The sequence below is a fragment of the Rheinheimera sp. genome, assembly GCF_037442525.1.
GTDB lineage: Bacteria > Pseudomonadota > Gammaproteobacteria > Enterobacterales > Alteromonadaceae > Pararheinheimera.
The window spans coordinates 379179-402735 of the sequence record NZ_JBBIQD010000003.1 but is presented as its reverse complement, the minus strand read 5'-3'; the positions used below and the strand labels follow the sequence as shown (position 1 = coordinate 402735).

The 23557-nt window shown below is 53.6% G+C and carries 28 protein-coding genes; 18 read left to right on the top strand and 10 right to left on the bottom strand.

Translation table 11 applies throughout. The features are described 5' to 3' along the window. Positions 1-10: 10 nt before the first annotated feature. Complete coding sequence (gene hslR / locus WKJ03_RS08200; protein ID WP_337841695.1) at positions 11-409, bottom strand: ribosome-associated heat shock protein Hsp15; 399 nt, start codon at positions 407-409, stop codon at positions 11-13. A 171-nt stretch (positions 410-580) separates the two neighbouring features. Here hslR and gspC point away from each other — a divergent pair, with 171 nt between their 5' ends. Genes gspC through WKJ03_RS08140 form a run of 12 tightly spaced genes read left to right on the top strand, consistent with a single transcriptional unit; the run spans position 581 to position 11757 of the window. Beyond that, positions 581-1486 (top strand): type II secretion system protein GspC, encoded by a 906-nt coding sequence (gene gspC / locus WKJ03_RS08195; RefSeq protein ID WP_337841694.1) that lies wholly within the window; start codon positions 581-583, stop codon positions 1484-1486. A 29-nt stretch (positions 1487-1515) separates the two neighbouring features. After that, entirely contained in the window at positions 1516-3618 is a 2103-nt protein-coding gene (gspD, locus tag WKJ03_RS08190) for a type II secretion system secretin GspD (RefSeq protein ID WP_337841693.1), read from the top strand. Further along, complete coding sequence (gene gspE, locus WKJ03_RS08185; RefSeq protein WP_337841692.1) at positions 3618-5120, top strand: type II secretion system ATPase GspE; 1503 nt, start codon at positions 3618-3620, stop codon at positions 5118-5120. Before gspD ends, gspE begins: the two co-directional genes overlap by 1 nt. Continuing rightward, a complete protein-coding gene (gene gspF, locus WKJ03_RS08180; RefSeq protein WP_337841691.1) occupies positions 5120-6340 on the top strand; it encodes a type II secretion system inner membrane protein GspF in 1221 nt (406 codons plus the stop codon). The genes gspE and gspF overlap by 1 nt, the downstream gene beginning before the upstream one ends. A 1-nt stretch (position 6341) precedes the next feature. Beyond that, complete coding sequence (gene gspG / locus WKJ03_RS08175) at positions 6342-6776, top strand: type II secretion system major pseudopilin GspG (protein ID WP_337841690.1); 435 nt, start codon at positions 6342-6344, stop codon at positions 6774-6776. Continuing rightward, entirely contained in the window at positions 6776-7426 is a 651-nt protein-coding gene (gene gspH, locus WKJ03_RS08170) for a type II secretion system minor pseudopilin GspH (protein ID WP_337841689.1), read from the top strand. Before gspG ends, gspH begins: the two co-directional genes overlap by 1 nt. After that, complete coding sequence (gspI, locus tag WKJ03_RS08165; protein WP_337841688.1) at positions 7423-7788, top strand: type II secretion system minor pseudopilin GspI; 366 nt, start codon at positions 7423-7425, stop codon at positions 7786-7788. The genes gspH and gspI overlap by 4 nt, the downstream gene beginning before the upstream one ends. Further along, positions 7781-8380: a type II secretion system minor pseudopilin GspJ gene (gspJ, locus tag WKJ03_RS08160; RefSeq protein WP_337841687.1), complete on the top strand. Its 600-nt coding sequence runs from the start codon at positions 7781-7783 to the stop codon at positions 8378-8380. Before gspI ends, gspJ begins: the two co-directional genes overlap by 8 nt. After that, on the top strand, positions 8380-9360 hold the full coding sequence (gene gspK, locus WKJ03_RS08155; RefSeq protein ID WP_337841686.1) for a type II secretion system minor pseudopilin GspK: 981 nt from the start codon (positions 8380-8382) through the stop codon (positions 9358-9360). The genes gspJ and gspK overlap by 1 nt, the downstream gene beginning before the upstream one ends. Beyond that, complete coding sequence (gene gspL / locus WKJ03_RS08150; RefSeq protein WP_337841685.1) at positions 9357-10547, top strand: type II secretion system protein GspL; 1191 nt, start codon at positions 9357-9359, stop codon at positions 10545-10547. Before gspK ends, gspL begins: the two co-directional genes overlap by 4 nt. Beyond that, positions 10544-11005, top strand: a complete 462-nt coding sequence (locus WKJ03_RS08145) for a type II secretion system protein M (protein WP_337841684.1) — start codon at positions 10544-10546, stop codon at positions 11003-11005. Before gspL ends, WKJ03_RS08145 begins: the two co-directional genes overlap by 4 nt. After that, positions 11005-11757, top strand: coding sequence for a type II secretion system protein N (locus WKJ03_RS08140; RefSeq protein WP_337841683.1), 753 nt, complete (start codon positions 11005-11007; stop codon positions 11755-11757). Before WKJ03_RS08145 ends, WKJ03_RS08140 begins: the two co-directional genes overlap by 1 nt. Here WKJ03_RS08140 and yrfG read toward each other — a convergent pair. Next, entirely contained in the window at positions 11743-12408 is a 666-nt protein-coding gene (gene yrfG, locus WKJ03_RS08135; RefSeq protein ID WP_337841682.1) for a GMP/IMP nucleotidase, read from the bottom strand. The two genes, WKJ03_RS08140 and yrfG, sit on opposite strands and share 15 nt — an antisense overlap. Positions 12409-12469: 61 nt before the next feature. Between yrfG and nudE the strand changes: the two genes are divergently transcribed. Beyond that, entirely contained in the window at positions 12470-13048 is a 579-nt protein-coding gene (gene nudE / locus WKJ03_RS08130) for an ADP compounds hydrolase NudE (RefSeq protein WP_337841681.1), read from the top strand. Further along, positions 13035-13862, top strand: coding sequence for a 3'(2'),5'-bisphosphate nucleotidase CysQ (gene cysQ / locus WKJ03_RS08125; RefSeq protein ID WP_337841680.1), 828 nt, complete (start codon positions 13035-13037; stop codon positions 13860-13862). The genes nudE and cysQ overlap by 14 nt, the downstream gene beginning before the upstream one ends. Here the strand turns inward: cysQ and WKJ03_RS08120 are convergent. Beyond that, the gene (locus WKJ03_RS08120; RefSeq protein ID WP_337841679.1) at positions 13859-14104 is read right to left on the bottom strand and encodes a YheU family protein; all 246 of its coding nucleotides are present in this window, start codon (positions 14102-14104) and stop codon (positions 13859-13861) included. The two genes, cysQ and WKJ03_RS08120, sit on opposite strands and share 4 nt — an antisense overlap. Continuing rightward, positions 14098-15126, bottom strand: a complete 1029-nt coding sequence (locus tag WKJ03_RS08115; protein WP_337841678.1) for a hydrolase — start codon at positions 15124-15126, stop codon at positions 14098-14100. The genes WKJ03_RS08120 and WKJ03_RS08115 overlap by 7 nt, the downstream gene beginning before the upstream one ends. Before the next feature lie 51 nt (positions 15127-15177). Between WKJ03_RS08115 and WKJ03_RS08110 the strand changes: the two genes are divergently transcribed. Next, positions 15178-15687, top strand: coding sequence for a hypothetical protein (locus WKJ03_RS08110; RefSeq protein ID WP_337841677.1), 510 nt, complete (start codon positions 15178-15180; stop codon positions 15685-15687). Beyond that, positions 15684-17267, top strand: a complete 1584-nt coding sequence (locus WKJ03_RS08105; RefSeq protein WP_337841676.1) for a GMC family oxidoreductase — start codon at positions 15684-15686, stop codon at positions 17265-17267. The genes WKJ03_RS08110 and WKJ03_RS08105 overlap by 4 nt, the downstream gene beginning before the upstream one ends. Positions 17268-17274: 7 nt before the next feature. On the opposite strand, the gene WKJ03_RS08100 is transcribed toward WKJ03_RS08105, so the two are convergent. The 3 genes from WKJ03_RS08100 to WKJ03_RS08090 form a co-directional block, all read right to left on the bottom strand. After that, entirely contained in the window at positions 17275-17403 is a 129-nt protein-coding gene (locus WKJ03_RS08100; protein ID WP_337841675.1) for a DUF3149 domain-containing protein, read from the bottom strand. 92 nt (positions 17404-17495) lie between these two features. After that, positions 17496-17972, bottom strand: a complete 477-nt coding sequence (locus tag WKJ03_RS08095; RefSeq protein WP_337841674.1) for a TIGR02444 family protein — start codon at positions 17970-17972, stop codon at positions 17496-17498. After that, positions 17965-19869: an ATP-binding cassette domain-containing protein gene (locus tag WKJ03_RS08090; RefSeq protein WP_337841673.1), complete on the bottom strand. Its 1905-nt coding sequence runs from the start codon at positions 19867-19869 to the stop codon at positions 17965-17967. Before WKJ03_RS08090 ends, WKJ03_RS08095 begins: the two co-directional genes overlap by 8 nt. An 88-nt stretch (positions 19870-19957) precedes the next feature. Between WKJ03_RS08090 and WKJ03_RS08085 the strand changes: the two genes are divergently transcribed. Beyond that, positions 19958-20158, top strand: coding sequence for a YheV family putative zinc ribbon protein (locus tag WKJ03_RS08085; RefSeq protein ID WP_337841716.1), 201 nt, complete (start codon positions 19958-19960; stop codon positions 20156-20158). Positions 20159-20294: 136 nt separating this feature from the next. Here WKJ03_RS08085 and WKJ03_RS08080 read toward each other — a convergent pair whose 3' ends face one another. Further along, positions 20295-20522, bottom strand: coding sequence for a SlyX family protein (locus WKJ03_RS08080; protein ID WP_337841672.1), 228 nt, complete (start codon positions 20520-20522; stop codon positions 20295-20297). Further along, on the bottom strand, positions 20519-21502 hold the full coding sequence (locus WKJ03_RS08075; RefSeq protein ID WP_337841671.1) for a hypothetical protein: 984 nt from the start codon (positions 21500-21502) through the stop codon (positions 20519-20521). The genes WKJ03_RS08080 and WKJ03_RS08075 overlap by 4 nt, the downstream gene beginning before the upstream one ends. A 98-nt stretch (positions 21503-21600) precedes the next feature. Between WKJ03_RS08075 and WKJ03_RS08070 the strand changes: the two genes are divergently transcribed. Further along, the gene (locus WKJ03_RS08070; RefSeq protein ID WP_337841670.1) at positions 21601-22359 is read left to right on the top strand and encodes an FKBP-type peptidyl-prolyl cis-trans isomerase; all 759 of its coding nucleotides are present in this window, start codon (positions 21601-21603) and stop codon (positions 22357-22359) included. Between the two features lie 389 nt (positions 22360-22748). Here the strand turns inward: WKJ03_RS08070 and WKJ03_RS08065 are convergent, their stop codons facing one another. After that, positions 22749-23375, bottom strand: a complete 627-nt coding sequence (locus WKJ03_RS08065) for a c-type cytochrome (protein ID WP_337841669.1) — start codon at positions 23373-23375, stop codon at positions 22749-22751. Positions 23376-23557 lie beyond the last annotated feature (182 nt).

The following is a 23557-nucleotide window of genomic DNA, read 5'->3' as shown; positions in this document are numbered from 1 at the left end:
TCTGAACGGTTCAGGATTGCTGAGCTTTGATCAGCAGCAACTGCCGGCGCATTTTTTTATCCGGCTTGGTGTCCGGATGCGGAGCGAATAAGGCGTTCAGTTTACGCAATTCAGCTCTTTTGGCACGGTCGGCAATGCTTTCTGCTGTTTCTTCATATAAAGCCTGGGCTAAAGGGGCGGACAAACGCTGTTCCGACAATCCAAGCACGACGACGGTTTTTTCATCCGACCCCTGGGTCAGCCGAATGGTTGCACCGGGCTCCACTGTTTTGCTGGCTTTACAACGCTGGCCATTATAATGAACTTTTCCGCCTTCGATCATGTCTTTTGCCAGGCTGCGGGTTTTGTAAAAGCGGCAGGCCCATAACCATTTATCTAATCGTAATGTATTTGTGGTAGGCTCAGACATCCGTTGCTCCTTTGGCTGGAAAAACGCCAGTGTTGTACTGGCACAAATTACCACAAATCGCGCGCCGGCCCTAGCGTAGAATACCCGTTTACCCTTCCAGAAACAGCGGGCTTGTTGCGCTTAAGACAACTGAGTAAGATAAACCGAGTTTTGTAAAAGAATTATTAAAGAATGAATTGGCTTGCTTCCGTCCGCCCTTATCTGGCCTGGTTGTCCCGGGTGCCTCAGAACCGCGTCAATACAGGTCTGACGGCGGCCTTGTTGCTGCTGGGCTGTTATCTGGCCGCTCAGCTCACCTGGCAATTATGGCCCGCACCTGCCACGCCGGGGTTACCCCTGAGTGCCGCTCAAGTCCGTCAGGCTTCTGCTGTTGATATTCAGCCGCTACTGGCCGCGCAATTGTTTGGCAAGGCGGAGGCCACACCTGAGGTTGTTGCTCCCGCACCGTCTGACGCACCTAAAACCAGCCTGAATCTGAAACTGACCGGAGTGGTGGCCGTGAAAGGCAAACCTGAAGCCGGCTCCGCTATTATTGACAGTCAGGGTGCTGAACAGACCTATGGGGTGTCTGATCGCATTGAAGGTACCAGTGCCAGTTTAAGTCAGGTGTTTGATGACAGGGTGCTGTTGAATGTTGGTGGCCGTTTTGAGACCCTGATGCTGGACGGTGTGGAATACCAGCAAATGGCGCAGCAAAACCAGGCGGTGGAATCCTATCAGGCGTTGCCTGAGCCTATGGAAGGCCCCCAACTGGTGGAAGTGCCTGAAGATATGGCGGCAGCCCGGCAGGAAATGTTGCAGGAGCCCATGAAGTTTTTTGACTATGTCCGTATTTCACCACAATACCGCAATGGCAAATTGTATGGTTATCGGGTGACACCGGGCAAAGACCCGGCTTTATTTGAACGTATGGGTCTGCAGACCAATGATATTGCAGTTGAAATTAACGGTACGCCGCTAAACGATATGCAGCAGGCGATGGTGGTCATGCGTGAATTACGGGAAGCGACCCAGGCTTCCATTAAAATAGAACGGGACGGCCAGACCCGGGACATCGTCTTTAGTCTGTCGCAATAACAATTACATTAAAGAATGGTTTAAACCCAATGAAGTCAGTCAGATTTTCCTGTATGCAGATGCAGCGCTGGTTAGGTGCCGGTGCTTTGGCATTGCTGAGCTTTTTTGCTGCCGCTGTGGAATACCAGCCCAATTTTAAAAACACCGACATTAATGAGTTTATTAACATCGTCGGTAAAAACCTGAACAAAACCATTATTGTTGACCCGCAGGTGCGCGGCCGTATCAATGTGCGCAGCTATGAAATGCTGAATGAAAAACAGTATTACCAGTTTTTCCTGAACGTGCTGGAAGTGTACGACTTCTCCATAGTGGAAATGGACAATGGCGTACTGAAAGTGGTGCGGCAAAAGGACGCCAAAACCGCCAATATTCCGGTGGTTGGGGACAACAGCAGCGCTCAGGGTGATGAAATGGTGACCCGGGTGGTGCAGGTGAAAAACGTCTCAGTGCGTGAATTGGCGCCGTTGCTGCGGCAGTTTGTGGACCAGAGTGGCGGTGGCAGCGTGGTGAACTACGACCCATCCAACGTCATTATGATGACGGGCCAGGCCGCCACAGTGAACCGGCTGGTCGATATTATTGCCCGGGTGGACAAAGCCGGTGATCAGGACCTGGAAATTATTAAGCTGAATTACGCTTCTTCGGGTGAAGTAGTGCGTATTCTGGAAAATATCTATAAAAATCAGGGCAAAGGTGAAACACCAGAGTTTCTGATCCCAAAAATTGTGGCGGACGAACGCACCAATAGTGTGATTGTCAGCGGTGAACGTCAGGCGCGGCAACGGGTGGTGTCTTTGGTGCAGCGGCTGGATGCCGAACTGGAAAGCCAGGGCAATACCCGGGTTTATTACCTGAAATACGCCAAAGCCGAAGATTTAGTCAAAGTACTGCAAGGCGTCAGTGCCACCATTGCGGCTGAGGCTCAGGGCGGTACGGCGGCCAGCGGCCAGCAGGGAGCCCGCAGCCGTGGCAACCGCGATGTCAGCATTGAAGCTCATGTCGAAAGTAATTCCTTGGTGATCACGGCGCAGCCGGACGTATTACGCTCGCTGGAAGATGTGATCCGTCAGGTCGATATCCGCCGTGCTCAGGTATTGGTCGAAGCCATTATTGTGGAAGTGGCTGACAATGCCGGGGTGAACCTGGGCGTACAGTGGATCAGCGCGGACGGTGGTTTTACCCAGTTTAATAATGGCGTGGTGCCTATTACTTCGGTGGCAGCTGGCGCAGCAGCGGCTAGGGTAACTAAGGGAACAACGACCACTACTACTAATGCAGAGGGCACCACAACCACCCAAACGACTCCTGATTCCAATGGGGATTACACTGCACTGGGCGAAGCCTTGGGTGGGGCCACAGGGATGATGCTGGGCGTGGTGAAAAACGACTGGGGCGCTATTTTACAGGCGGTCAAAAGCGACAGTAACTCCAATATTCTGGCTACACCCTCCATTACCACCCTGGATAACCAGGAATCCTCTTTTATTGTCGGTGAAGAAATTCCGGTGAAAACCACCACCAGCCCAGGTCAGGGGGGCACCAACCCCTTTACCACGCTGGACCGGATTGAAGTGGGGATCAAGCTGAAAGTCACGCCGCAAATTAACGAAGGCAATGCGGTTAAATTAACCATTGAGCAGGAAGTGTCGGGCCGTAACGGGGATATTGAAGGCAACCCTATTGTTTCCAAACGTGAAATTAAAACCACAGTGCTGGCCGATGATGGGGCCACAGTGGTACTGGGCGGTTTGATTGACGAAGATGTACAACAAAGCGAAGCCAAGGTGCCGCTGTTGGGCGATATCCCGGTACTGGGTGCTTTATTCCGCTCCACCTCATCCAGCAAACGTAAACGTAACCTGATGGTGTTTATTAAACCCACTATTATGCGCGACGATGCGCTGGTGAATGAAATCAGCCAGCGTAAATACAATTACGTGCGTGCAGCCCAGCTGGCACAGGGCGAAAAGGGTATCAAGCTGATGTCGGATACCGACACTCCAGCCATGCCAGAGTTTGATTCGACACTGATTATTCCGCCAAGCTTTGACGAGTACCTGGAGAAGAAAAAGGCGCAGGATCAGGCGGAGCGATTGAAGAAAACCCAGAACGGCGGAGAGCAGCCCTGATGGCAGAGGTTGAACAAGCTCCATTGGCCGCTCCAAGAACACGGCTGCCTTTTGGTTTTGCCAAACGTTTTGGGGTGCTGCTGCAGGCGCAGGAACAAGGTTGGGTGCTTTATGTCAACCCAAACACAGCACCAGCCGCACTGCTGGAGGTCCGGCGTTTACTGGGCACGGCTTTTGTGGTGCAGAAGCTCAGCAGCACCGAGTTTGAAGCCTTACTTGAGGCTTCTTACCAGCGCGATTCCACCGAAGCGCAACAAATTATGCAAGACATCGGCAACGAGGTGGATTTAGCTTCGTTGGCGGATGAAATCCCTGAAACTGAAGATCTGCTGGAAAACGAAGACGACGCGCCCATTATCAAGCTGATCAACGCCATGTTGGGTGAAGCCATTAAACTGGGCGCTTCGGATATTCACGTCGAAACTTTTGAGAAGAACCTGGTGGTGCGGTTCCGGGTCGATGGCGTATTGCGTGAGGTGCTCAAACCCAATCGCAAACTGTCCAGCCTGTTGGTGTCGCGCATCAAAGTGATGGCCAAGCTGGATATCGCCGAAAAACGGGTGCCACAGGACGGCCGCATCAGTTTGCGTATTGCCGGCCGGGCTGTGGATGTGCGGGTCTCGACCATGCCGTCCAGCCATGGTGAGCGGGTGGTGCTGCGTTTGCTCGATAAAAACAACAGTCATCTGGATCTGAACAAGCTGGGCATGACACCTTCTGTGCAACACGCCTTTTCCCGTCTTATTTTAAAACCACACGGCATTATTCTGGTCACAGGCCCGACAGGTTCAGGGAAAAGTACCACGCTTTATGCGGGTCTGACCGAAATCAACACCAAAGACCGCAATATTTTGACGGTGGAAGACCCGATTGAATACGAGCTGGAAGGCATAGGCCAGACCCAGGTGAACAGCAAAGTGAATATGACCTTTGCCCGTGGGTTGCGTGCTATTTTGCGTCAGGATCCGGACGTGGTGATGGTGGGTGAAATCCGGGATTTGGAAACAGCGCAAATCGCGGTGCAGGCGTCACTGACCGGTCACCTGGTACTGAGTACATTGCACACCAATACCGCCGCTGGCGCCATCACCCGTCTGGAAGATATGGGGGTGGAGCCGTTTCTGCTGTCGTCCAGTTTATTGGGGGTGTTGGCGCAACGTCTGGTACGGACCTTATGCCCGCATTGCAAAGAAGCGCATGAACCGGATAAAGAAGAGCGGGCGCTGCTGGCCGTCACCAAAAAAGAGGCGCCGCTGATTTACCGTGCCATCGGCTGTGAACATTGCAACCAGACCGGCTATCGCGGCCGCACAGGTATTCATGAACTTTTGGTGGTGGACGAGCACACCCGTGAGCTTATTCACAACGGCAAGGGCGAACAAGCGATTGAAAAATATATTCGCAGCCAAAGTCCCAGTATCCGTCAGGATGGTTTCAGCAAAGTGCTGGCCGGTGAAACCACGCTGGAAGAAGTGTTGCGTGTCACACGTGAGGATGCCTAGTGGCGGCTTTTGATTATCAGGCGCTGGATGCCAGAGGCCGTAAAACCAAAGGCGTGATGGAAGCCGACAATGCCCGCCATGCCCGCCAGCTGCTGCGCGAACAAAAGCTGACGCCGCTTAGCCTGGAACTGGTTGCCAGGCAGGAAAAGCTGCTGTCGGCCGGTTCAGGCTGGTTTAAACCCCGGGTGAAAGCGTCGGAGCTGGCTCTGATCACCCGCCAGCTGGCCACTTTGGTCGAAGCCGGCCTGCCGATTGAAAACGCCCTCTATGCGGTGGCGGAACAATGTGACAAGGCCCGACTGAAAAGCATGATGATGGCAGTGCGCTCCAAAGTGGTGGAAGGTTACAGCCTGGCCGAAGGCCTGGCTGAGTTTCCTTATGTGTTTGACCACTTATTCAGCTCGATGGTGGCGGCCGGCGAAAAATCCGGTCACCTGGATGCGGTGCTGAACCGGCTTGCTGATTACACCGAACAACGCCAGCATATGCGCAGCCAGATCTTACAGGCGCTGCTGTATCCAGCCATTCTGACGCTGGTGGCTATTGGCGTGATCAGCGTGTTGCTGGCGGCTGTGGTGCCCAAAATTGTCGGTCAGTTCGAGCATATGGGGCAGAGCTTGCCGGGTTCAACACTGTTCTTAATAGCGGCCAGTGACTTCGTCCGTGATTACGGTTTGCTGCTGCTTGGGCTGATAATTCTGGCCATTGCTGCTTTTAAACGGGCGCTGCGCAGGCCGGCTTTCCAGCTGAAGGTGGATCGGCGTCTGTTACGGTTGGGTCTGGTCGGCAAGGTCAGCCGCGGCCTCAATACAGCCCGCTTTGCCCGTACTTTAAGTATTCTCAACGCCAGCGCTGTGCCTTTATTGGAAGCGATGCGTATCAGTAGCGACGTGCTGGAAAATACCTATATGCGTCAGGCCATAGGTGAAGCCACTGCCAAGGTGCGCGAAGGGGCGTCGCTGCGTTCTGCCCTGGAGCAGACCAAACTGTTCCCGCCTATGATGCTGCATATGATCGCCAGCGGGGAAAAAAGTGGTCAGCTCGATGGCATGCTGGAACGGGCGGCCAACACCCAGGACCGGGAATTTGAGACCCTGGTCACTGTGTCGCTGAAAGTGTTTGAACCTGTGCTGGTAGTGTCCATGGCTGGCATAGTGTTATTTATCGTCATGGCAATATTGCAACCTATTTTGGCATTAAACAATTTAGTAGGAGGTTAGGATGCAACAGCAAAAAGGTTTTACGTTGCTTGAAGTCATGGTGGTGATCGTCATTCTCGGCATTATCGCCAGTATGGTGGTGCCCAACTTAATGGGAAACCAGGAAAAAGCAGCGAAGCAAAAGGTGATAGTGGATATTCAGCAGATAGAAAATGCGCTGGACCTGTACAAACTGAACAATGGCTTTTACCCGACCACTGAGCAGGGTTTACAGGCCTTAGTGACCCAGGCCACCTCTGAACCTGTACCCCGCTCTTTCCCTGAAGGCGGCTTTATCAAGCGCATGCAAAAAGACCCGTGGGATAATGAGTATCAGTTGGTCAGCCCAGGTGAAATGGGCCGCATTGATGTGTTTTCGATGGGGCCGGATCGGGTTGCCGGTACCGAAGATGATATTGGCAACTGGAACCTGGATTCGGAAGAGCAGCAAAACTGATGCGTCGCCTGCAGCACCAGGGGTTTACCCTGATCGAAGTGATGTTGGTCATGGTGCTGATGGGCTTACTGGCGTCTTTTGTGGTGGTGAATTTTGTGCTGGAACCACGGGAAAAAGTGTTGCAGCGTGAGACTGAACGTTTGCAGCAACTGGTCCAGACGGTGTCAGAAACCGCAGTAATGAAACAAATGGATTTTGGCCTGTTGCTGGATGACAAAGGCTATGAGTTTCTCTGGCATGACGGTACCCGCTGGCAGCGTGCCGCTGAGCCCAGGTTTATGCAGTTTCACGCCTGGCCTGAACAGTTGACGGTTGAATTGCAACTGGATGGTCTGCCTTTTGCCGAAGACAGCATTATGGGGCAGGAAGAGTTCCGTGAGCAGCAACAGCAATGGCTGGAGCAGTTGATGGAACAGGACGAAGAAACCGGTGAGAAAACCGGAAGCGACGGCAAAACTACGGAAAAAACTCCGACAGACGCCAAAGAAAAACCTTTGCTGCCCCAGGTCTATATTTTGTCATCCGGTGATTTAAGCCCTTTTTTGCTGGTGTTGTCGGACGACACCGACGACCCGGTTTGGTATCAGTCGCTCAAAGGCGAGTACAGTATTCCACTGAGCCGGACTGAACCTGATACGGTGCGGCCATGAACTCCCGTGGTTTTACCTTGCTGGAGCTGCTGATCGCAGTGGCCATTTTTGCCACTGCCGGTGTGGCGGCAATGAAAGCCACATCAGAGCATGTGCGAGCCATCGGCATGCTGGAAGAACAAACCTATGCCGGTTATGTTGCCGAAAATCAGCTGAACGCAGTGTTTCTGGAAAAAAGCTGGCCACTGAAAAATGAACAAAAAACGGTCGAGCTGGCGAACCGGCAATGGCTCTGGCGGCAGGAAATCCGCAAAACTGCTGATGCCAACTTCAGTGCAGTCGTGGTGAAAGTCAGCCTGGCGGATGAACCGGAGCGGGTGATTTATCAGCTGCAGACTTATGTAGGTAAGCCTGATGCGTAGCCGGGGTTTTACCTTTATTGAAATGCTGCTGGCAGTGGCTATTTTTGCCATTGTCGGCCTTGCCTCCGCCAGTGTGTTGTCATCGGTGCTGGATACGGATGCTGCGGCCCGCAACGCAGAACTGCGGTTGGTGCAGTTGCAGCGTTTTTTTAATTTGCTGGAGCGGGATCTGGCGCAAATCAGCGCCCGGCAAATCCGGGTTGATGGTGAAGAGCCGTTAAAAGCACTGCTGATTGGTGAAAAACTGCTGTTTGACAGTGAAGAAGATGCACTGGCTTTTGTGCATCATGGCTGGCGTAATCCGGGTATGGTGTTGCCCCGCAGTGAAATTCAGGCCGTCGCTTATCGTTTAAAAGAAGGCCGTATAGAACGTTTATTCAGTCTGTACCCGGATGCGGTGACAGGAACAGAGCCGAAAGTGCAGCCACTGCTGGACCAGATCACCGGCTTTAAGCTGGAGTACCTGCAAGACGAAGAGTGGAAAGAGCAATGGAATGCGGAGCGTCTGCCTAAAGCCATACGGCTGACCATTACCCACGAAAGTCTGGGTGAGATTCAGCGTTTTTATACCTTAGTGGATGGCCTGACCTGATGCGGCAACAACGGGGTGTGGCACTGGTGGTGGTGATGCTGATCCTGGCGCTGGTGGTGGTCATCGCAGTGGAGATGAGTGGCCGGCTGCAGTTGCAGTTGCAGCGACAGTTTAACCGCCAGCATCAGCAGCAGGCGTATTGGTATGCCATAGCCGCAGAGCAGGCGGCTATTCAGTTAATCAAACGCACAGTAGTCAGCGAAGAAACCACCAACTTATCGCAGGACTGGGCCAAGCTGGGAGCCACCTTCCCGGTGGATGATGGCAGCATCACGGGCAAACTGATTGACTTGCAAAGTTGCTTTAACCTGAACAGCCTGCAACGACCTGCCGGTGAAACTCAGGTAGGGACAGGTAAAAGTACCACGCAGCAGGCGTTTGAACGTTTGTTGGACTTAAAAGCTACGGATTTGTCGATGCCCTCTGAATACCTGGTGGCCCGGGTCAGCGACTGGCTGGATGCGGATTCTTTGTTACAGACGGCTGGTGGGGCAGAGCAGGATGATTACGCCGGGTTGCAGTTGCCCTATTACACGGCCAATAGCCTGATGGGGTCGGTCTCCGAATTGCGGGTGATGCTGGATATGACGCCGTCGGATTATGAACAGGTGCGGCCCTTTGTCTGTGTGATCCCAAAACTGCGGGACAGTAAGGTAAATATCAATACCCTGAGTTCGGAGCAGGCGGTGCTGTTAAGTGCGTTTATTCCGGAGCTGGATGAAGGGGCGGCGCAGGATTTAATTGGCAGCAGGCCGGAACAAGGTTTTACCACTCTGGACGAAGTCTGGCAAAGCCAGCAACTGCAGGGCAAAAACATACCAGATGAGGTCAAAGCCTTGTTTGTGTTAAAAACCAATTATTTTGTGCTGGAAAGTACAGTGACCTACCAGGACAGCCTGTTTAATCTGGCGTCTGTGTTGCACATAGATGAACAACAAAAAGTAAAAGTGATAGCCCGGCGTTTTGGAGGCCAGTGGTGACAGAACAATTAATAATCCGGCTGAACAGCCGGCCCGACCAGGCGGTGGTGTGGTTGGTTTGGTCGGCGGCCAGCTCCGAGGTCATCGCCTCAGGCCAGCTGAAAGACAGCTCCGAACTGCCCGCTCTGGCAGAGCGGCTTGGTGCCAGACCTGTCGTGGCCTTGGTGCCCGCTGCCGACGTGGTGATGACCAAAGTGGCGTTGCCGGGCAAACCCAATCGCCAGCTGCTACAGGCTTTGCCTTATATGCTGGAAGAAGAGCATGCCGAAGATATCGATCAGTTGTTTCTGGCGCTGGGGCCTTGTGTGCAGCAGGAACAGCAGTATTGGCAACAGGTGGCCTTGTGTAAAAAAGCGCAACTGGAGCAATGGCTGGCCCAACTGACAGCCGCCGGTTTTACCGCCAGCCGTATGCTGCCCGACGCGTTGCTATTGCCGCTCTCTGTGCATGCCGCCAGTGCCATAGAGCTGGCGGGGCAATGGTTAGTGCGCCAGTCTGACTGGCAGGCGACCAGCATTGACAGCAGTTGGTGGGCCGACTACCTGACGCTGGCCGACATTCCGCTTATCACCAGTTACAGCCCCTGGCCGGAACAGATACTCCAGCAGGTGCAGTTGGCAGAACCTGAATTGCCGCTGGCCCTGCTGGCCGCTCAGTTGCCAGACCAGCCGTTCAGTCTGTTGCAGGGCCCCTATCAGCCGAAAAAACCACAAAGCAAAATCTGGCTGACCTGGAAAACGTCAATGCTGTCTGCCGCTGCTTGTGCGCTGATTTACCTGAGCTCAGTCGGGTTGCAGGTCTGGCAGCAAGGCAATCAGCTGCAACAACAACGTGCGCAGCTGGTGCAGTTGTATAAAAGCCGTTTTCCCGGTGAATCGACCCGGGATATCAGCCGGGCGCTGGCACGCAAAACCGCCGGAGCTGGTCAGGGTAAAGATGTCAGTTTGTTTGGCTTATTGCAGGATGTGCAGCGGGAGTTGGCTGCGACAGAGCAGGTCCGTCTGGATAGTCTGCGCTACGACCAAAAAAGCAATGAGCTGCGTTTCCAGGCGCAGGCCGACAGTTTCCAGCGGTTTGACAGCCTGAAAACCCGGCTGGAGCAACAGGGCTTTGAGGTGAAACAAGGCGCACTGAGCAATGAAGGCAACAAAGTGGTTGGTACTGTGTCGGTGAGGGTCAAATCATGACGAAGCAACAACTTCTGGCTCGCTGGTCGGCGTTGCAACGCCGGGAGCAACAGCTGTTGATGGTGGCGGCCGTCGCTGTTCTGGTCGCTGTTTTTTATTATCTGTTGTGGCAGCCGCTGCATCAAAGCCTGAACCAGCAGCAGCTTGATCTGGTGCGGGTACAGCAACAGCTGACTCAGGTGCAGAGTTTTCCGGTCGCCACCGCCCAAACCGCCCCGGCTGGCAGCCTGACCGATTTGTTGAGTTCCAGCGCCCGCAAACATAATATTCAGGTCAGCCGGATGCAGCCGCAAAATGAACAAATGCAGGTGATGCTGAATGACCTGAGTTTTGATCAATTATTGACTTGGTTGCATGAGCTGCAGTACCAACACAAAGTGTCAATAGTGCAGCTGGACCTGAGCAAAGCCGATCAGGCTGGCCTGGTCAGAGTGCGACGTTTAGTGGTTGAAAGTTGATGAAAAAAATAAAAACCGGCCTGGTGATCCTGGCGTTGTATCTGGGGTTTGTGTTGCTGCTGAGCCCAGCGGCTTTGTGGCTCAAATTAGTGCCTTTGCCCGCCTCTGTGCAACTGGGCCCCGTGTCGGGCACTGTATGGCAAGGGCAGGTCCAGGCGTTGTCCGTGCAGGGGCTGACACTGTCGGATCTGAAATGGCAGCTAAACCCCTGGTTGCTTTTCACTGGTAAACTGGCGCTCACGCTGGAAGCAGGGCAGCCACGCCAGACTCAGTTGCCTTCACTGAAAACCGAACTGCGGTTCGGCTTTGACTCCATGCAAGTGCGTCAGTTGCAGGCACGTCTGCCGGTGTCTTTGCTGCAACCTGCATTGCAACTGCCTTTGCCAGTGGGACTGGACGGCGCTGTGTTACTGAAAATTCCACAGCTTGAATGGTCAACTGCAGGTTGCCAGCAGTTACAGGGGCTGGTGAGCTGGCTGGATGCAAAAGTGCAGCCACCAACGGGCTGGATAGGTTTAGGAACTTTGGATGGCCAGTTGAGCTGTGCCGATAACCAGCTGCAACTGGTGACCCAACCCAGTCCACCACTGCATTTGGAGGTGACTGCGTTGGTCAGCCCGGCCGGGCGTTACCGGCTGGATGGGTTTATCAAACCGGACAGCTCCATGCCGCAGGATGTGCACCAGGCCATGCAATTTGTTGGCAAAGCTGATGCACAAGGTCGTTTCCCGGTGCGCTTAGGCAGCCGTTAAGTCATCCAGCAACACGGCATAGTTATCAATAGCCGGAAACTCAGTGATGATACGGGCGGGTTGTTGGCTGTCCGGATTGGTGATGGCCAGCAAATGCCGGATGCCAAACTGTTGAGCTGAGCGCAGCACTGGCAGACTGTCGTCAACAAAAAGCGTTCGCTCCCTGTCAAAGCCATACTTTTGCTGCAGCAGTTGCCACAGTGGCTGCTGTTCTTTGGTGTAACCAAACTCATGCACAGACACCAGGGTATCTATGTAACTGGCCAGTTCCGTCTGCTCAATTTTCAGCGACAGGCTGTCCGGATGGGCATTGGTCACCAGGATCACTTGCTTACCCGCCTGCCGTAGCGCAGTTAAAAAGGCCGGGCTGTCGTCCCGCATACGGATCTTATGCTGAATTTCCCGTTTCAGCTCTGTGATAGCTAATCCTGTGCGGTTGGCCCAGTAGTCCAGGCAATACCATTCCAGTTTGCCCATTAACAGGTCGTATTCAGCTTTCAGCTGTGCCTTGGCCTGGTCCGCGGTCTGTCCGGTTTCTGCGGCCCAGCGCTCAGGCAGATATTCCAGCCAGAAGTAGTTATCAAAATGCAAATCGAGCAGGGTGCCGTCCATATCCAACAGCACCGTATCTATTTGTCTCCAGTCCAGCATAGGTTTTTTCAGCCTTTCCATTTATAGTAGAGCGGTCGCTCATTGTAACAGAGGCAGTCTGATGACGCAGAAGGACCCGGCGAAAGTCAAACCTGAAATTCTGGCAAGCCGGCTGGTGGCCGAAAGCAGGCTGTTCAAAGTGGAACAGCTGGAGCTGAAGTTCAGTAATGGTGAACTGCGTACCTATGAGCGCATGAAAGGTTCAGGCCGTGGCGCTGTGATGGTAGTGGCCTGCGCCAGTGCAGACGAGTTTTATCTGGTGCGGGAATACTGTGCCGGCACCCACGATTATCAGCTGGGCTTTCCCAAAGGCTTGATAGACCCAGGGGAAACGGCACTGGAAGCGGCCAACCGCGAATTGCAGGAAGAAATTGGCTTTAAAGCCAACCGTCTGATTGAACTGAAAACCCTGGCCTTAGCTCCGGGGTACTTTAATGCTACAATGCATCTGGTGTTAGCGCTGGACTTGGCACCGTCCAGGTTGCAGGGCGATGAGCCTGAACCTCTGGAGCTGGTCAGCTGGCACTGGTCACAGATGCAGTCACTGCTGGCGCAGGTGGATTTCACCGAAGCGCGCAGTGTGGCTGCTTTATATCTCGCCCGGAATTATCTGGATACTCATCAGGATGTTTTTAAGTAGGTTAATAGAACCTGTTAAGCAAACAGCACAACGTGCCGGAGAGGCGCTTTGGTCCATTTACCAGAGCGGAGATTACCAGCATGAACAAAAACCCGATGCCAGCCCGGTCACTTCGGCGGATTTAGCCGCCAATTCCCTGATCCTGCACGCGTTAGCTGAATTCAGTCCTGATATTCCGGTGGTGTCAGAAGAAATGCATTTGTTGCCGCTGAAGCAACGGCAGGACTGGCCACGTTACTGGCTGATTGATCCGATGGACGGCACTCAGGAATTTGTTGCCCGCAGCGGTGACTTTGCTGTCAGTATCGCGCTGGTGGAGCATGGCTGGCCTGTACTTGGGGTGATCTATTGGCCAAAAGAACACACCTGGTACTACGCCAGTCGTGGGCACGGCGCTTTTAAACAGCAGGGCTCGCTGATCAAACGTATTCAGGTGCGTCAGCATCAGACCGGTCAGCCGCTGCGCATCGCAGTCAGTCGGCGTCAACCTTTGGCACCCATTCAGCATTTACTGAACGAACAGGTGCAGCCGGAGTTTGTTGCTTTGGGCAGTTGTTCACTGAAAAGCTGCTTAGTGGCGGAAGGTGGGGCAGACTGTTACCTGCGTCTGGGCCCTACAGGCGAGTGGGATACCGCCGCTGTGCAGATTATTGTCGAAGAGGCTGGTGGCAAAATTCTCGACAGTCAGTTTATGCCTTTAAGCTACAACCAACGCGAAACCCTGGCGAACCCGGATTTTATGGTGCTGGGCCGCGCTGAGCAGCCCTGGCAAAGCCTGATCCGCGCCCACAGTGCCACCCGCACTTTGGCTTAACTGCCACAGTTCTGCTCAGACACACGCACCAGCCATTGCTGGCGGGTCAGCAGGTCGACACTTTCATGCAGTTCTGAATACACAATCACCACCAGTCCGGCCTCGATTTGCTGGCGGATCTGACTGACTTTGTCGGTCAGCGTCATTTCCTGTTCACCATAATCCGTACCTTCGCGTAGCACAAAAGCTTCAATCAGATTATCCAGTGTGTTGCTGTCCAGCTGCTGGTACGGAATTAACATTGGGCGACCACCTGTGGGAAAAACTGCTGTAAATAAGCCGGAACATGCTGGTCCAGATAATAACGCGGCTTCAACGGAATAGCGCCGCTGACAAAGCCGACATGACCGCCCCTTTTGGACAACAATAATGACACCCAGGGTGGCATTTCGTCGGCTTTGGGTAACACTGCGGCGGATAAAAACGGGTCGTCTTCAGCGTGGATCAGCAGGGTAGGCTTTTGGATCTGTTTTAAATACGCCTTGCCGCTGCACAGCCGGTAGTATTCATCGGCGTTGCTGAAGCCATGCAAAGGTGCTGTCAGTACATCATCAAACTGGCGGATACTGCGCAGGCTGAGAATTTGTTGTGGCGTGATTGGCAAAGGAAAGTCTGTGTGGCGTTTAAGTTTGGCCAGCATACTGTGTTTCAGTCGCCCCAACAGATAGTGTTGATAGATTCTGCTGCTGCCCTGATTGATCCGATCTGCACTGGGCGCCAACGCCAGCGGCGCTGAAACAGCGACCAGAGCCTTGAGTGGGCAGGCCGAACCTGTCTCGCCAGCATACTTCACTAACACATTACCGCCTAAGGAAAAACCAACAGCAGCCAAGGGGCGTGTAGGGTACTGATGTTGCAGCTGGGCAATCAAATACGCCAGATCGGCGGTATCGCCAGAGTGGTAAGCCCGCGGCAGGCGATTGGGCTGACCATTGCAACCACGAAAGTGCATCAACACGGCGGTAAAGCCTTGTTGCTGCAACGCCGCCAGCATACCAGCCGCGTAATGACTGTGAATATTGCCTTCCAGGCCATGCAATACAATGACCAAAGGCGTATCAGGGCGAACTGCTGGTGCCTCAGTCCAGCTCAGTTCCAGCTGATCCCCATCCGGCAGTGCCAACATTTCACTGAAGGCTGGTGCCTGACGGCGCGGCGCCAGGTATTTGGCGGCTATGGTTTGCAGATGGCAGTTACGCAGCCACCAGGCAGGCTTAAAAGGTGGTGGATGTTGCACCGAAACGGGCTGGGCTTGCAAATTCAAGGTGACTACTCAACAATCTAGGTTCGATTTCCTGGCCGGACCAGAACAATAATGCATAGACGCCAGTTTCTTTTCAGCGCCCTGGCTTTGCTGGTGGGGACCAGCACAGGCCTGGCAGTATACCAGTATCAGCAGGCCGAAGGCAGTGACGACACGGCGACTTTGGTCGTAGATGCATTGCTGCCAGCCTTATTGCTTGGTGCGTTGCCGGACGAGCCGGCTCTGGCAACGCAGCAGCTGCAACACAGCCGTCAGGCCGTGCTGGACTATCTGCCTTACCTGTCACAGAGTCAACAGCAACAGCTGCAACAACTCTTTGTGGTGCTGGAGACGGACTTACTCCGGCTGGCACTGACCGGGCACTGGTTGTCGTTGGCCCACTTGCCTCTGGGCGACCGGCTGGCGCTGCTGGACAGCTGGCGCAACAGCTACCTGCACCTGCTGCAGCAGGCTTATGCTGGCTGCAAAGAACTGTTACTGGCGGCTTATTATGGCAACCCGGCAACGTGGCACGCGCTGCAGTATCAAGCCCCGCTGTTGAACCCGGAGTCCAGCCTGTGAGCAAAAATCGAATCGCCGACGGTATAGCTGCGGGCTGGCGTTATCTGGATGCCCGCAGCCTGACCGAAACGCAGACACTGCAGGCTGATGTCGTTATCGTTGGCTCGGGAGCGGGCGGGGCCACGGCCGCAGAGCAGTTAAGCCGCGCGGGTCTGCAGGTGATACTGCTGGAGATGGGGGGCTTGTTGGAAGGTGGCCAGTTTCAGCAACAGGAACGTTGGGCTTATCCGGCGCTGTATCAGGATGGCGCAGGCCGTAAAACGGCCGATCAGGCCATCAGCATTTTGCAGGGCCGCACTGTGGGGGGGTCTACCACAGTGAACTGGACCACTTCTATTCGCACACCGGAACCGACCTTGGACTATTGGCGTGCACAGTTTGATTTGCCATTTAGCAGCGCCCAGCTGGCACCTTATTTTCAACAGGCCGAGCAGCGGCTGAATATTCAGCCCTGGGCGCTGCCCGCCAATGCCAACAACGATAAACTCCGCCTGGGCTGTGAACAGCTGGGTTGGCGTTACAGTCTGATCAACCGCAACGTCAAAGGCTGCGCTAATTTGGGTTATTGTGGTATGGGTTGTCCACTCAACGCCAAACAGTCGATGCTGGTCACTGCTGTGCCTGCGGCTATGCAGCATGGTGCGCTGTTAATCACTCATGTCAGTGCCAGACGGCTGGTTTGGTCTGGCTCCGCTGTGCAGGCGCTGGAGGCTGTGCCGGTCGATCAGTATTTCAAAGCCAAAGCCAGCCCTGTACTGCGATTCGAGGCCAGGCATTTTATTTTGTCGGCCGGGGCTATTGGCTCTCCAGCCTTGTTGCTTCGCTCCGGGGCACCCGACCCGTACCGGCAACTGGGGAAACGCACCTGTCTGCACCCCAGCCTGATTTCCGGTGCTTTGTATGACGAACCCATTTTTGGTCACAGTGGGGCTCCTCAGTCGGTCTATTCGGACCAGTTTGTCTGGCCAGAGGATGATCAGATGGGGTTTAAACTGGAAGCAGCCCCTGTACACCCTGTTTTGATGGCGTCTAAGCTGATTGGCCACGCAGAGTCGCATGCTGCGCTGATGCGGCAGTTTAACCAGTTGCAGGTGTGTATTGCTTTGCTGCGGGATGGCTTTCACCCGGACAGCCAGGGCGGCGAAGTACGTCTGGACAACGCAGGCGAACCTTTGTTGCATTACCCGCTGACACCTTACCTGTGGCAAGGCGCCCGCAGGGCTCTGCTGGCCATGGCGGAGCTGCAGTTTGCTGCAGGAGCCAAGGCGGTGTTGCCTATGCATCAGCAGGCGCAGCACTATCACAGCTGGGCGCAGGCCAAAGCTGCTATTGCCGGTCTGCAGCAGGCGCCCTACCAAAGCATTTTGGCCAGCGCTCATGTGATGGGAGGCTGCGGTATGAGCAAAGACCCGGCCAAAGGGGTGGTGCGCCCAGACGGTGGTCACCATCAATTACATAACCTGTCAGTGCTGGATGGCTCCATTCTGCCCAGCAGTCTCGGGGCCAACCCGCAGCTGAGCATTTTTGCGCTGACTTTATGGCAGTTGGAACAGCTGCACCATCAACTGGCCGCAGGCTGAGCCGGCACTATTCGTTATGGCTGGTTTTGTATAAAAAATAAGCTGCATAAAACAGGCAAAGTCCAATCACCAGCGCCAGGCCGCTGAATGAGATAAAAATGACTGGGTCTTGCAGAAATTGTTGCCAGACAGACATGGTCGTGCTCCTTCGCTGTGGATACAAACCCAGCTTAATGAGGAAGACGCATGGCTGAACTGATGTAGATCAAAATCTGCCGCAGGTGGCAGTTACAGGGCGGCCGCTTGTTGATACAGATCAAAAATATAGGGCTGCAGCTGCAAGGTCGGGGCCTGTAATAACTGCAGGTAGCGGGTCAACAGCTCAGCTTTGGGAGCAGTAAGGTCAGCGTCAGGCAACTCTGCGTAGTGCTGCAGCAACAGCTGCTGCTCCAGTTGTTCTGCTGCCAACTCGGTACTGAGCAACTGCTGGCGAAAAGGCGTCTGGACCGCGGGATCCAGCCAGGGGGTTGGCACAGCGCGGCGCACAACGCGCAACGGCTGAGTGATCTGCCGACTGAACTGCTGCAACTGTTGTTGCAGCGACATTAAGCCTGTTTCAGACAGCGGCTGTTGCTGCCGGTGTAAAAACAGCAGAAATAGCGCCAGGTTGATGTTCAGTCCATACTGGTCCTGCCAACGCAGCCACAACTCTTTGTTGGGGCTGTACAAGGCCAGGCTGAATTGCCAGAACTGGTCTTTATCCATTGTTTTGTGCCCAGAAGGCCTCATTTTGCTGTTCCCACTCTTCCTGTGCGGCAAACCAGTCTTCTTCGGTTTGTTGCAGTGCTTTTTGCTGCTGTTGCTGTTCAGTCAGCAGACGGGTTAAGTCGGCTTTGCGGCTGGCGTCGTACAGGCTGGTATCGGCCAGTTGCTGCTCAATGGCTGCCAGCGCCTGTTGCAGCTTGTCCTGTTGTTGCTCCAGCTTTTCAATTTTTTGTTTCAGTGGCCGCAGCAGGTTACGCAGCTCAGCTTCCAGCCGTTTTTGATCTTTACGTTGTACCGCACTGCCAGCGGTTTCGGCTTTGGGTTCGGTGCTGGCTTTTTGGTCCTGCTGCAGCCACTGGTAATAATCCGTCAGATCGCCGGCAAAAGGGGCCACTTTGCCATGCGCCACCAGATAAAACTCGTCTGTGGTGCTGGCCAGTAAATGCCGGTCGTGCGACACCACTACAATAGCGCCTTCAAAGCTTTGCAGTGCCATTACTATGGCTTCGCGCATGTCGAGGTCCAGGTGGTTGGTTGGTTCGTCCAGCAGCAGCAGGTTCGGGCGCTGATACACCAGCAAGGCCAGCACCAGTCGGGCTTTTTCGCCACCAGAAAAAGGCGCACAGGCTTCCAGCGCTTTGTCACCATGAAAACCAAAACCACCGAGGAAATCCCGCAGATGCTGTTCGGTGGCCTCCGGGGCCAGCCTGACCAGGTGCTGCAAGGGGGAATCCTGCGGCCTTAAGGTTTCCAGCTGGTGCTGGGCAAAATAACCGATAGACACACCGCTGGCGTACCACAGCTCACCCGCCTGTGGTGCTAAGGAGCCGGACAGCAGTTTAATCAACGTCGATTTACCGGCGCCGTTGCGGCCCAATAAGCCGATACGGCTGCCAGGCAATAACTGGAAATTAATTTGCTGCAATATACTGGTGTCCGCATAACCGGCTTTAACGTTTTCCAGTTTCAGCAGCGGGTTGGGTAAAGCGCGTGGTGGTAAAAATTCAAACTGGAACGGGGAGTCGACATGGGCCGGTGCCAATAAGGTCATACGCTCCAACGCTTTGATCCGGCTTTGTGCCTGCTTGGCTTTGGTCGCTTTGGCTTTAAAACGGTCGATAAACTGCTGCAGGTGCGCCACCTGGCGTTGTTGTTTTTCGTAGTTCGATTGTTGCTGCGCCAGGTGTTCAGCCCGCTGACGCTCAAAGGCGCTGTAGTTGCCTTTGTACAGGGTCAGGGTCTGGTGTTCGATATGCACAGTGCCATCGACCACAGCGTCGAGGAAATCCCGGTCGTGGCTGATCAGCAACAAAGTGCCGTCATAACCGGCCAGGTATTTTTCCAGCCAGAGTACAGCGTCTAAATCCAGGTGGTTGGTCGGTTCATCCAGCAGCAACAGTTGGGCAGGTTGCATCAGCGCGCGGGCCAGGTTCAGTCGCATCCGCCAGCCACCGGAAAATGACTTCACAGGATGTTGCTGGGCTGCGCCGGAAAAGCCCAGGCCATCGAGCAAAGTGCCAGCTTTGGCTTCGGCACGGTAACCATCCAGCGCTTCAATCTGATGGTGCACTGTGGCCAAATCAACCGAACCGTCGGTAATTTTCAACTGCTGTAACAAGGGGTACAACTGGCTGTCCCCCTGCAGCACATAATCCATGGCACTGATGTCCAGAGCTGGTGTTTCCTGCGCTACTGTGGCGATGCTCCAGCTGGACGGAATATTGACCGACCCGGCGTCCGGCTGCAGCTTATGCTGCAGCAGTGCAAACAAACTGGATTTGCCGCAGCCGTTGGCGCCAATTATTCCGACGCGCTGGCCGGGAAATACGGTAAGATTAGCATCCTTCAACAGGCATTTAATGCCGCGGCGAAGTTCAAGTTGGTGCAGCTGGATCATAAAACGGGGTCCCGAACAAACTGGGCCTGAGTGCAGGCCAACCATCAGACATCTGACAAAAAGCGAATTGTAGAGTATGAACACGACAATCCGGAAGAAAAAACGTTTTATTGCTGGCGCAACCTGCCCTGAATGCAAAGCCGTCGACACCATGATGTTGTTTCAGGAAAACAATGTGGAAAAGGTGGAATGTGTGCAGTGCCATTACCAGATGGTGCAGCCTGAACAGCAAGTGGCCAAACAGGCACGCCCTGCTGAACAGGTGATTGGGGTGTTTAAACCCGAATAACAGGTAGATACCCAAGTAACTTGAAGTTGCGGGGAGGCGGCAAGCCAGTGAAACCCCAGGAGCATAGTCAACCTATGTGACTGGGGTGAGATGGTGCAGCCAACAAAGCCGCAGCTTCAAGGACGACGGGTATAGATTAATAATGCGGTGGTGGCGGTTCTTCTTCAGGTCTTAGGATATCGCTGTTGTCACTGCGGCTCAGTTTTTCTGCGAGCAGCAGCACCTGTCGCTGCAGTTTTTCAATGCGTTTCTGGTGCTCCAGCAGTTCATTGTTCAGCGCCAGCACGGCGTCTTCCTGAAATGCCAGTTTACTTTCTAAATCAATAAGCTGCTGTTGCAGTTCATTGGTGTCGGCTTGTGTCATTTGTGGATCTCCCATACTTCGGCTACGCCACTGGAACTTTCACTGAGAATCTGGTGGCCGGATAAAAAGGCCACTGCATGCACTACGGCGCTGGCCGGTCTGCTGTTCAGAATGGCCCGGACCTGCCATTGCTGGACTTTTTCACCAGTTTGCACATCCCACAGTGCCAAGGCACGGGACGGCGACCCTGTCACTAGATAACGGCCATCCGGGCTAAAGCGGGCTGCGGTAATGATTTGCGCTCTGGACAGTTGCAATTGGCTGATTTGTTTGCCTGTTTTTAGATCCCAGATAAAAGCAGTGACTTCACTGCCTGCGGTAAAAGCGTAGCGGCCCTGTTGGTCCAGTACTACTTTGGTCACCCGATTCGGGTGCGGGAAACTGTAGATGATCTGCGCGCTGCCGGTATCCCAGAAGTAGGCATGATGATCATTGGCCCCGGTCAATGCAAAACGGCCATTGGCAGACAAATCCACTGAATTAACATTTTCTGTATGACCGAGAAACTCCAGCCGTCGTCCGCTCGCCAGGGTGACATGCTGTATTTTGCCATCACTCTGGCCAACCAGCAGGCTTTGGCCATTATCCGCCACGGCCAGATCACGGATTGTGGCATCCTTGATGGACCAGAAACCAAGGTTTTTACCGTCACTCATCTGCCAGAGGGCGAAATTCTGACTGTCTGCCGTGACGAGAGAGCTGCCATCCGGGCTGACACTCAATGCGAGGATTTGATTGTCAGCCTGCCCCTGATGGTTCAGCTTGTATAACGCGGTGTCGCTATGAATGTCCCAGACGGTCACGCCGCTGTCGACAGAGGATACAGCAACCTTGTTGCCCGCCTGGTCAATACTGGCGGCATAAGAGGGATTTTCACTGTGCAGGACCTGTCGGACGGGCTCTGGCTGAACTTTGTCACAACCAAGCAGACCAATGACCAAGAAAAGCGACAGATATTTCGCACCATGGGTTAACGTCATTCGCACAAACCGTTAGTATAGGACAGTGGTTTCACACCTTTAGACTTATTAAAACATACTTTTGGCAGCTCAACCTGCGTAATTTATCGGAGAACTACATGCGCTTAATGACTAAGGTATCGCTGATTGCGGTAGCCGTCTTCACTTTATCTGCTTGCAACAAAGAAGCAGAACAACCAAAACCTCTGACTCTGGACACAGACGCAGCCAAACAATCGTACAGCCTGGGTGTATCAGCTGGCCGTTTTATCGACAGCACTATTAAAGAGCATGAGAAGCTGGGTTTACCTCTGGCTTCTGACGTGATTCTGCGTGGTATCCAGGACCAACTGGCAGGTAAAGCTCAGTTGACTGAAGAAGAAGTGCAGAAAGTAATGATGGCTTTAGAGCAAACTGCCCGTGAGAAACAAACTGAACTGGCGAAAGCTCAGGCCGAGCAAAACATTGCTGCTGGGAAAGCGTACCTGGAACAAAATGCTAAGAAACCAGGCGTGATAGTGACAGAATCTGGCCTGCAGTATGAAGTAGTGCAAGCCGCTGATGGTCCAAAACCAAAAGCGACGGACGTAGTACGTGTGCATTACACTGGTACACTGACTGACGGTACTGAGTTTGACAGTTCCAAAGAGCGTGGCCCGGCACAGTTCCCGCTGAATCAGGTGATCAAAGGCTGGACTGAAGGTGTGCAACTGATGAGCGTTGGTTCCAAGTTCAAGTTCACTATCCCAAGCGATTTAGCCTACGGTGAGCGCGATATGGGCACTATCCCGGCGAACAGCGTGTTGGTATTTGACGTTGAGCTGTTAGGCATTGGTGAAGAAGAGCCAAAAGCTGAAACCCCGGCAGAAAGCAAATAAGCCGGATGGATAAACAAAAAAGCCTGCACACTGATGCAGGCTTTTTTGATGCTGAATTTTATTTTTTGATGTTTAGGGCTTGTTGACGTTTCAGGGTTATTTTTGCAGCAGTCTGGCCGGTTTTTATGCAAGGCAGTGCGAGTGCAGTGTAGTTATTCTACATAAACGAGCGCTAACGCAGCAGAAAGACCGGCCAGGCGCTGCCCTTCGGGTTCGGTCTGGCGGCGCCCTGCACTTTGTCACTCGTCACTCATTTAGAATGACTAAACTTCGTTCCTCGTTTCGCGTTCAGAACGCCGCCAGAGCGAACAAAATTTAATCTCGAAACGTCAACAAGCCCTAGTAAAAAGCCAGTGCAGAGACTGGCTTTTCTGACTGACGCTTCATTCTTAATGCAGACCACCAAGGTATTTGGACAAGATTTCAATGTCTTCGTCGGTCAGCTTTTTAGCCACATCACGCATCATGCCATTCATATCATTGGCACGAGTGGCACCGCGGAAGGATTCCAGCTGAGTTTTGATATAAGCGGCATGCTGGAACGAAATTTTTGGGAAACCCGCCAGACTGTGACCGACACCCCGTGGACCGTGACAAGCAATACACGCAGCAATACCACGTGCTTTATCCCCAGAGCGGAATAATTTTTCACCTTTAGCCACCACATCTTCAGGAGTGCTGCCAGGCTTCATGGTTTGGCCAGAGTAATAGACAGCCAGGTCTTTCATGTCCTGCTCAGACAAAGCTGCAACCATACCGGCCATCACAGCGTTGTTACGGCCTTGTTTGCCACCGGTTTCTGCACCCAGCTTAAATTCTTTTAACTGCTTAAAAATATAACCTGCATGCTGACCAGCAATTTTGGGATACATATCGGTTGGGCTGTTACCATCCGGGCCGTGGCAGGCAGCACAAGTAGCTGATTTGGTTTTTCCTGCTTCTGCATTGCCGTCCAATGCATAAGCTGAACCCACTAGACCTAAAAATAGCGTGAGTGGAAGTGCGAATTTTTTCATTTTTTTCCGTCTCTGTCCGCGATGACCCACCAGCAAGCTGGCAACCAAGTTGTGAATGACCTTATAATTTTTGCCTATTTTACACGATTCTGGCGTACTGAGAATCCCATAAAGTGGAGTAATGCTTCTGTGGATCGGCAGGATCCGTTACACTAACGCAAAATTTTCTATCGGAGCAGGCT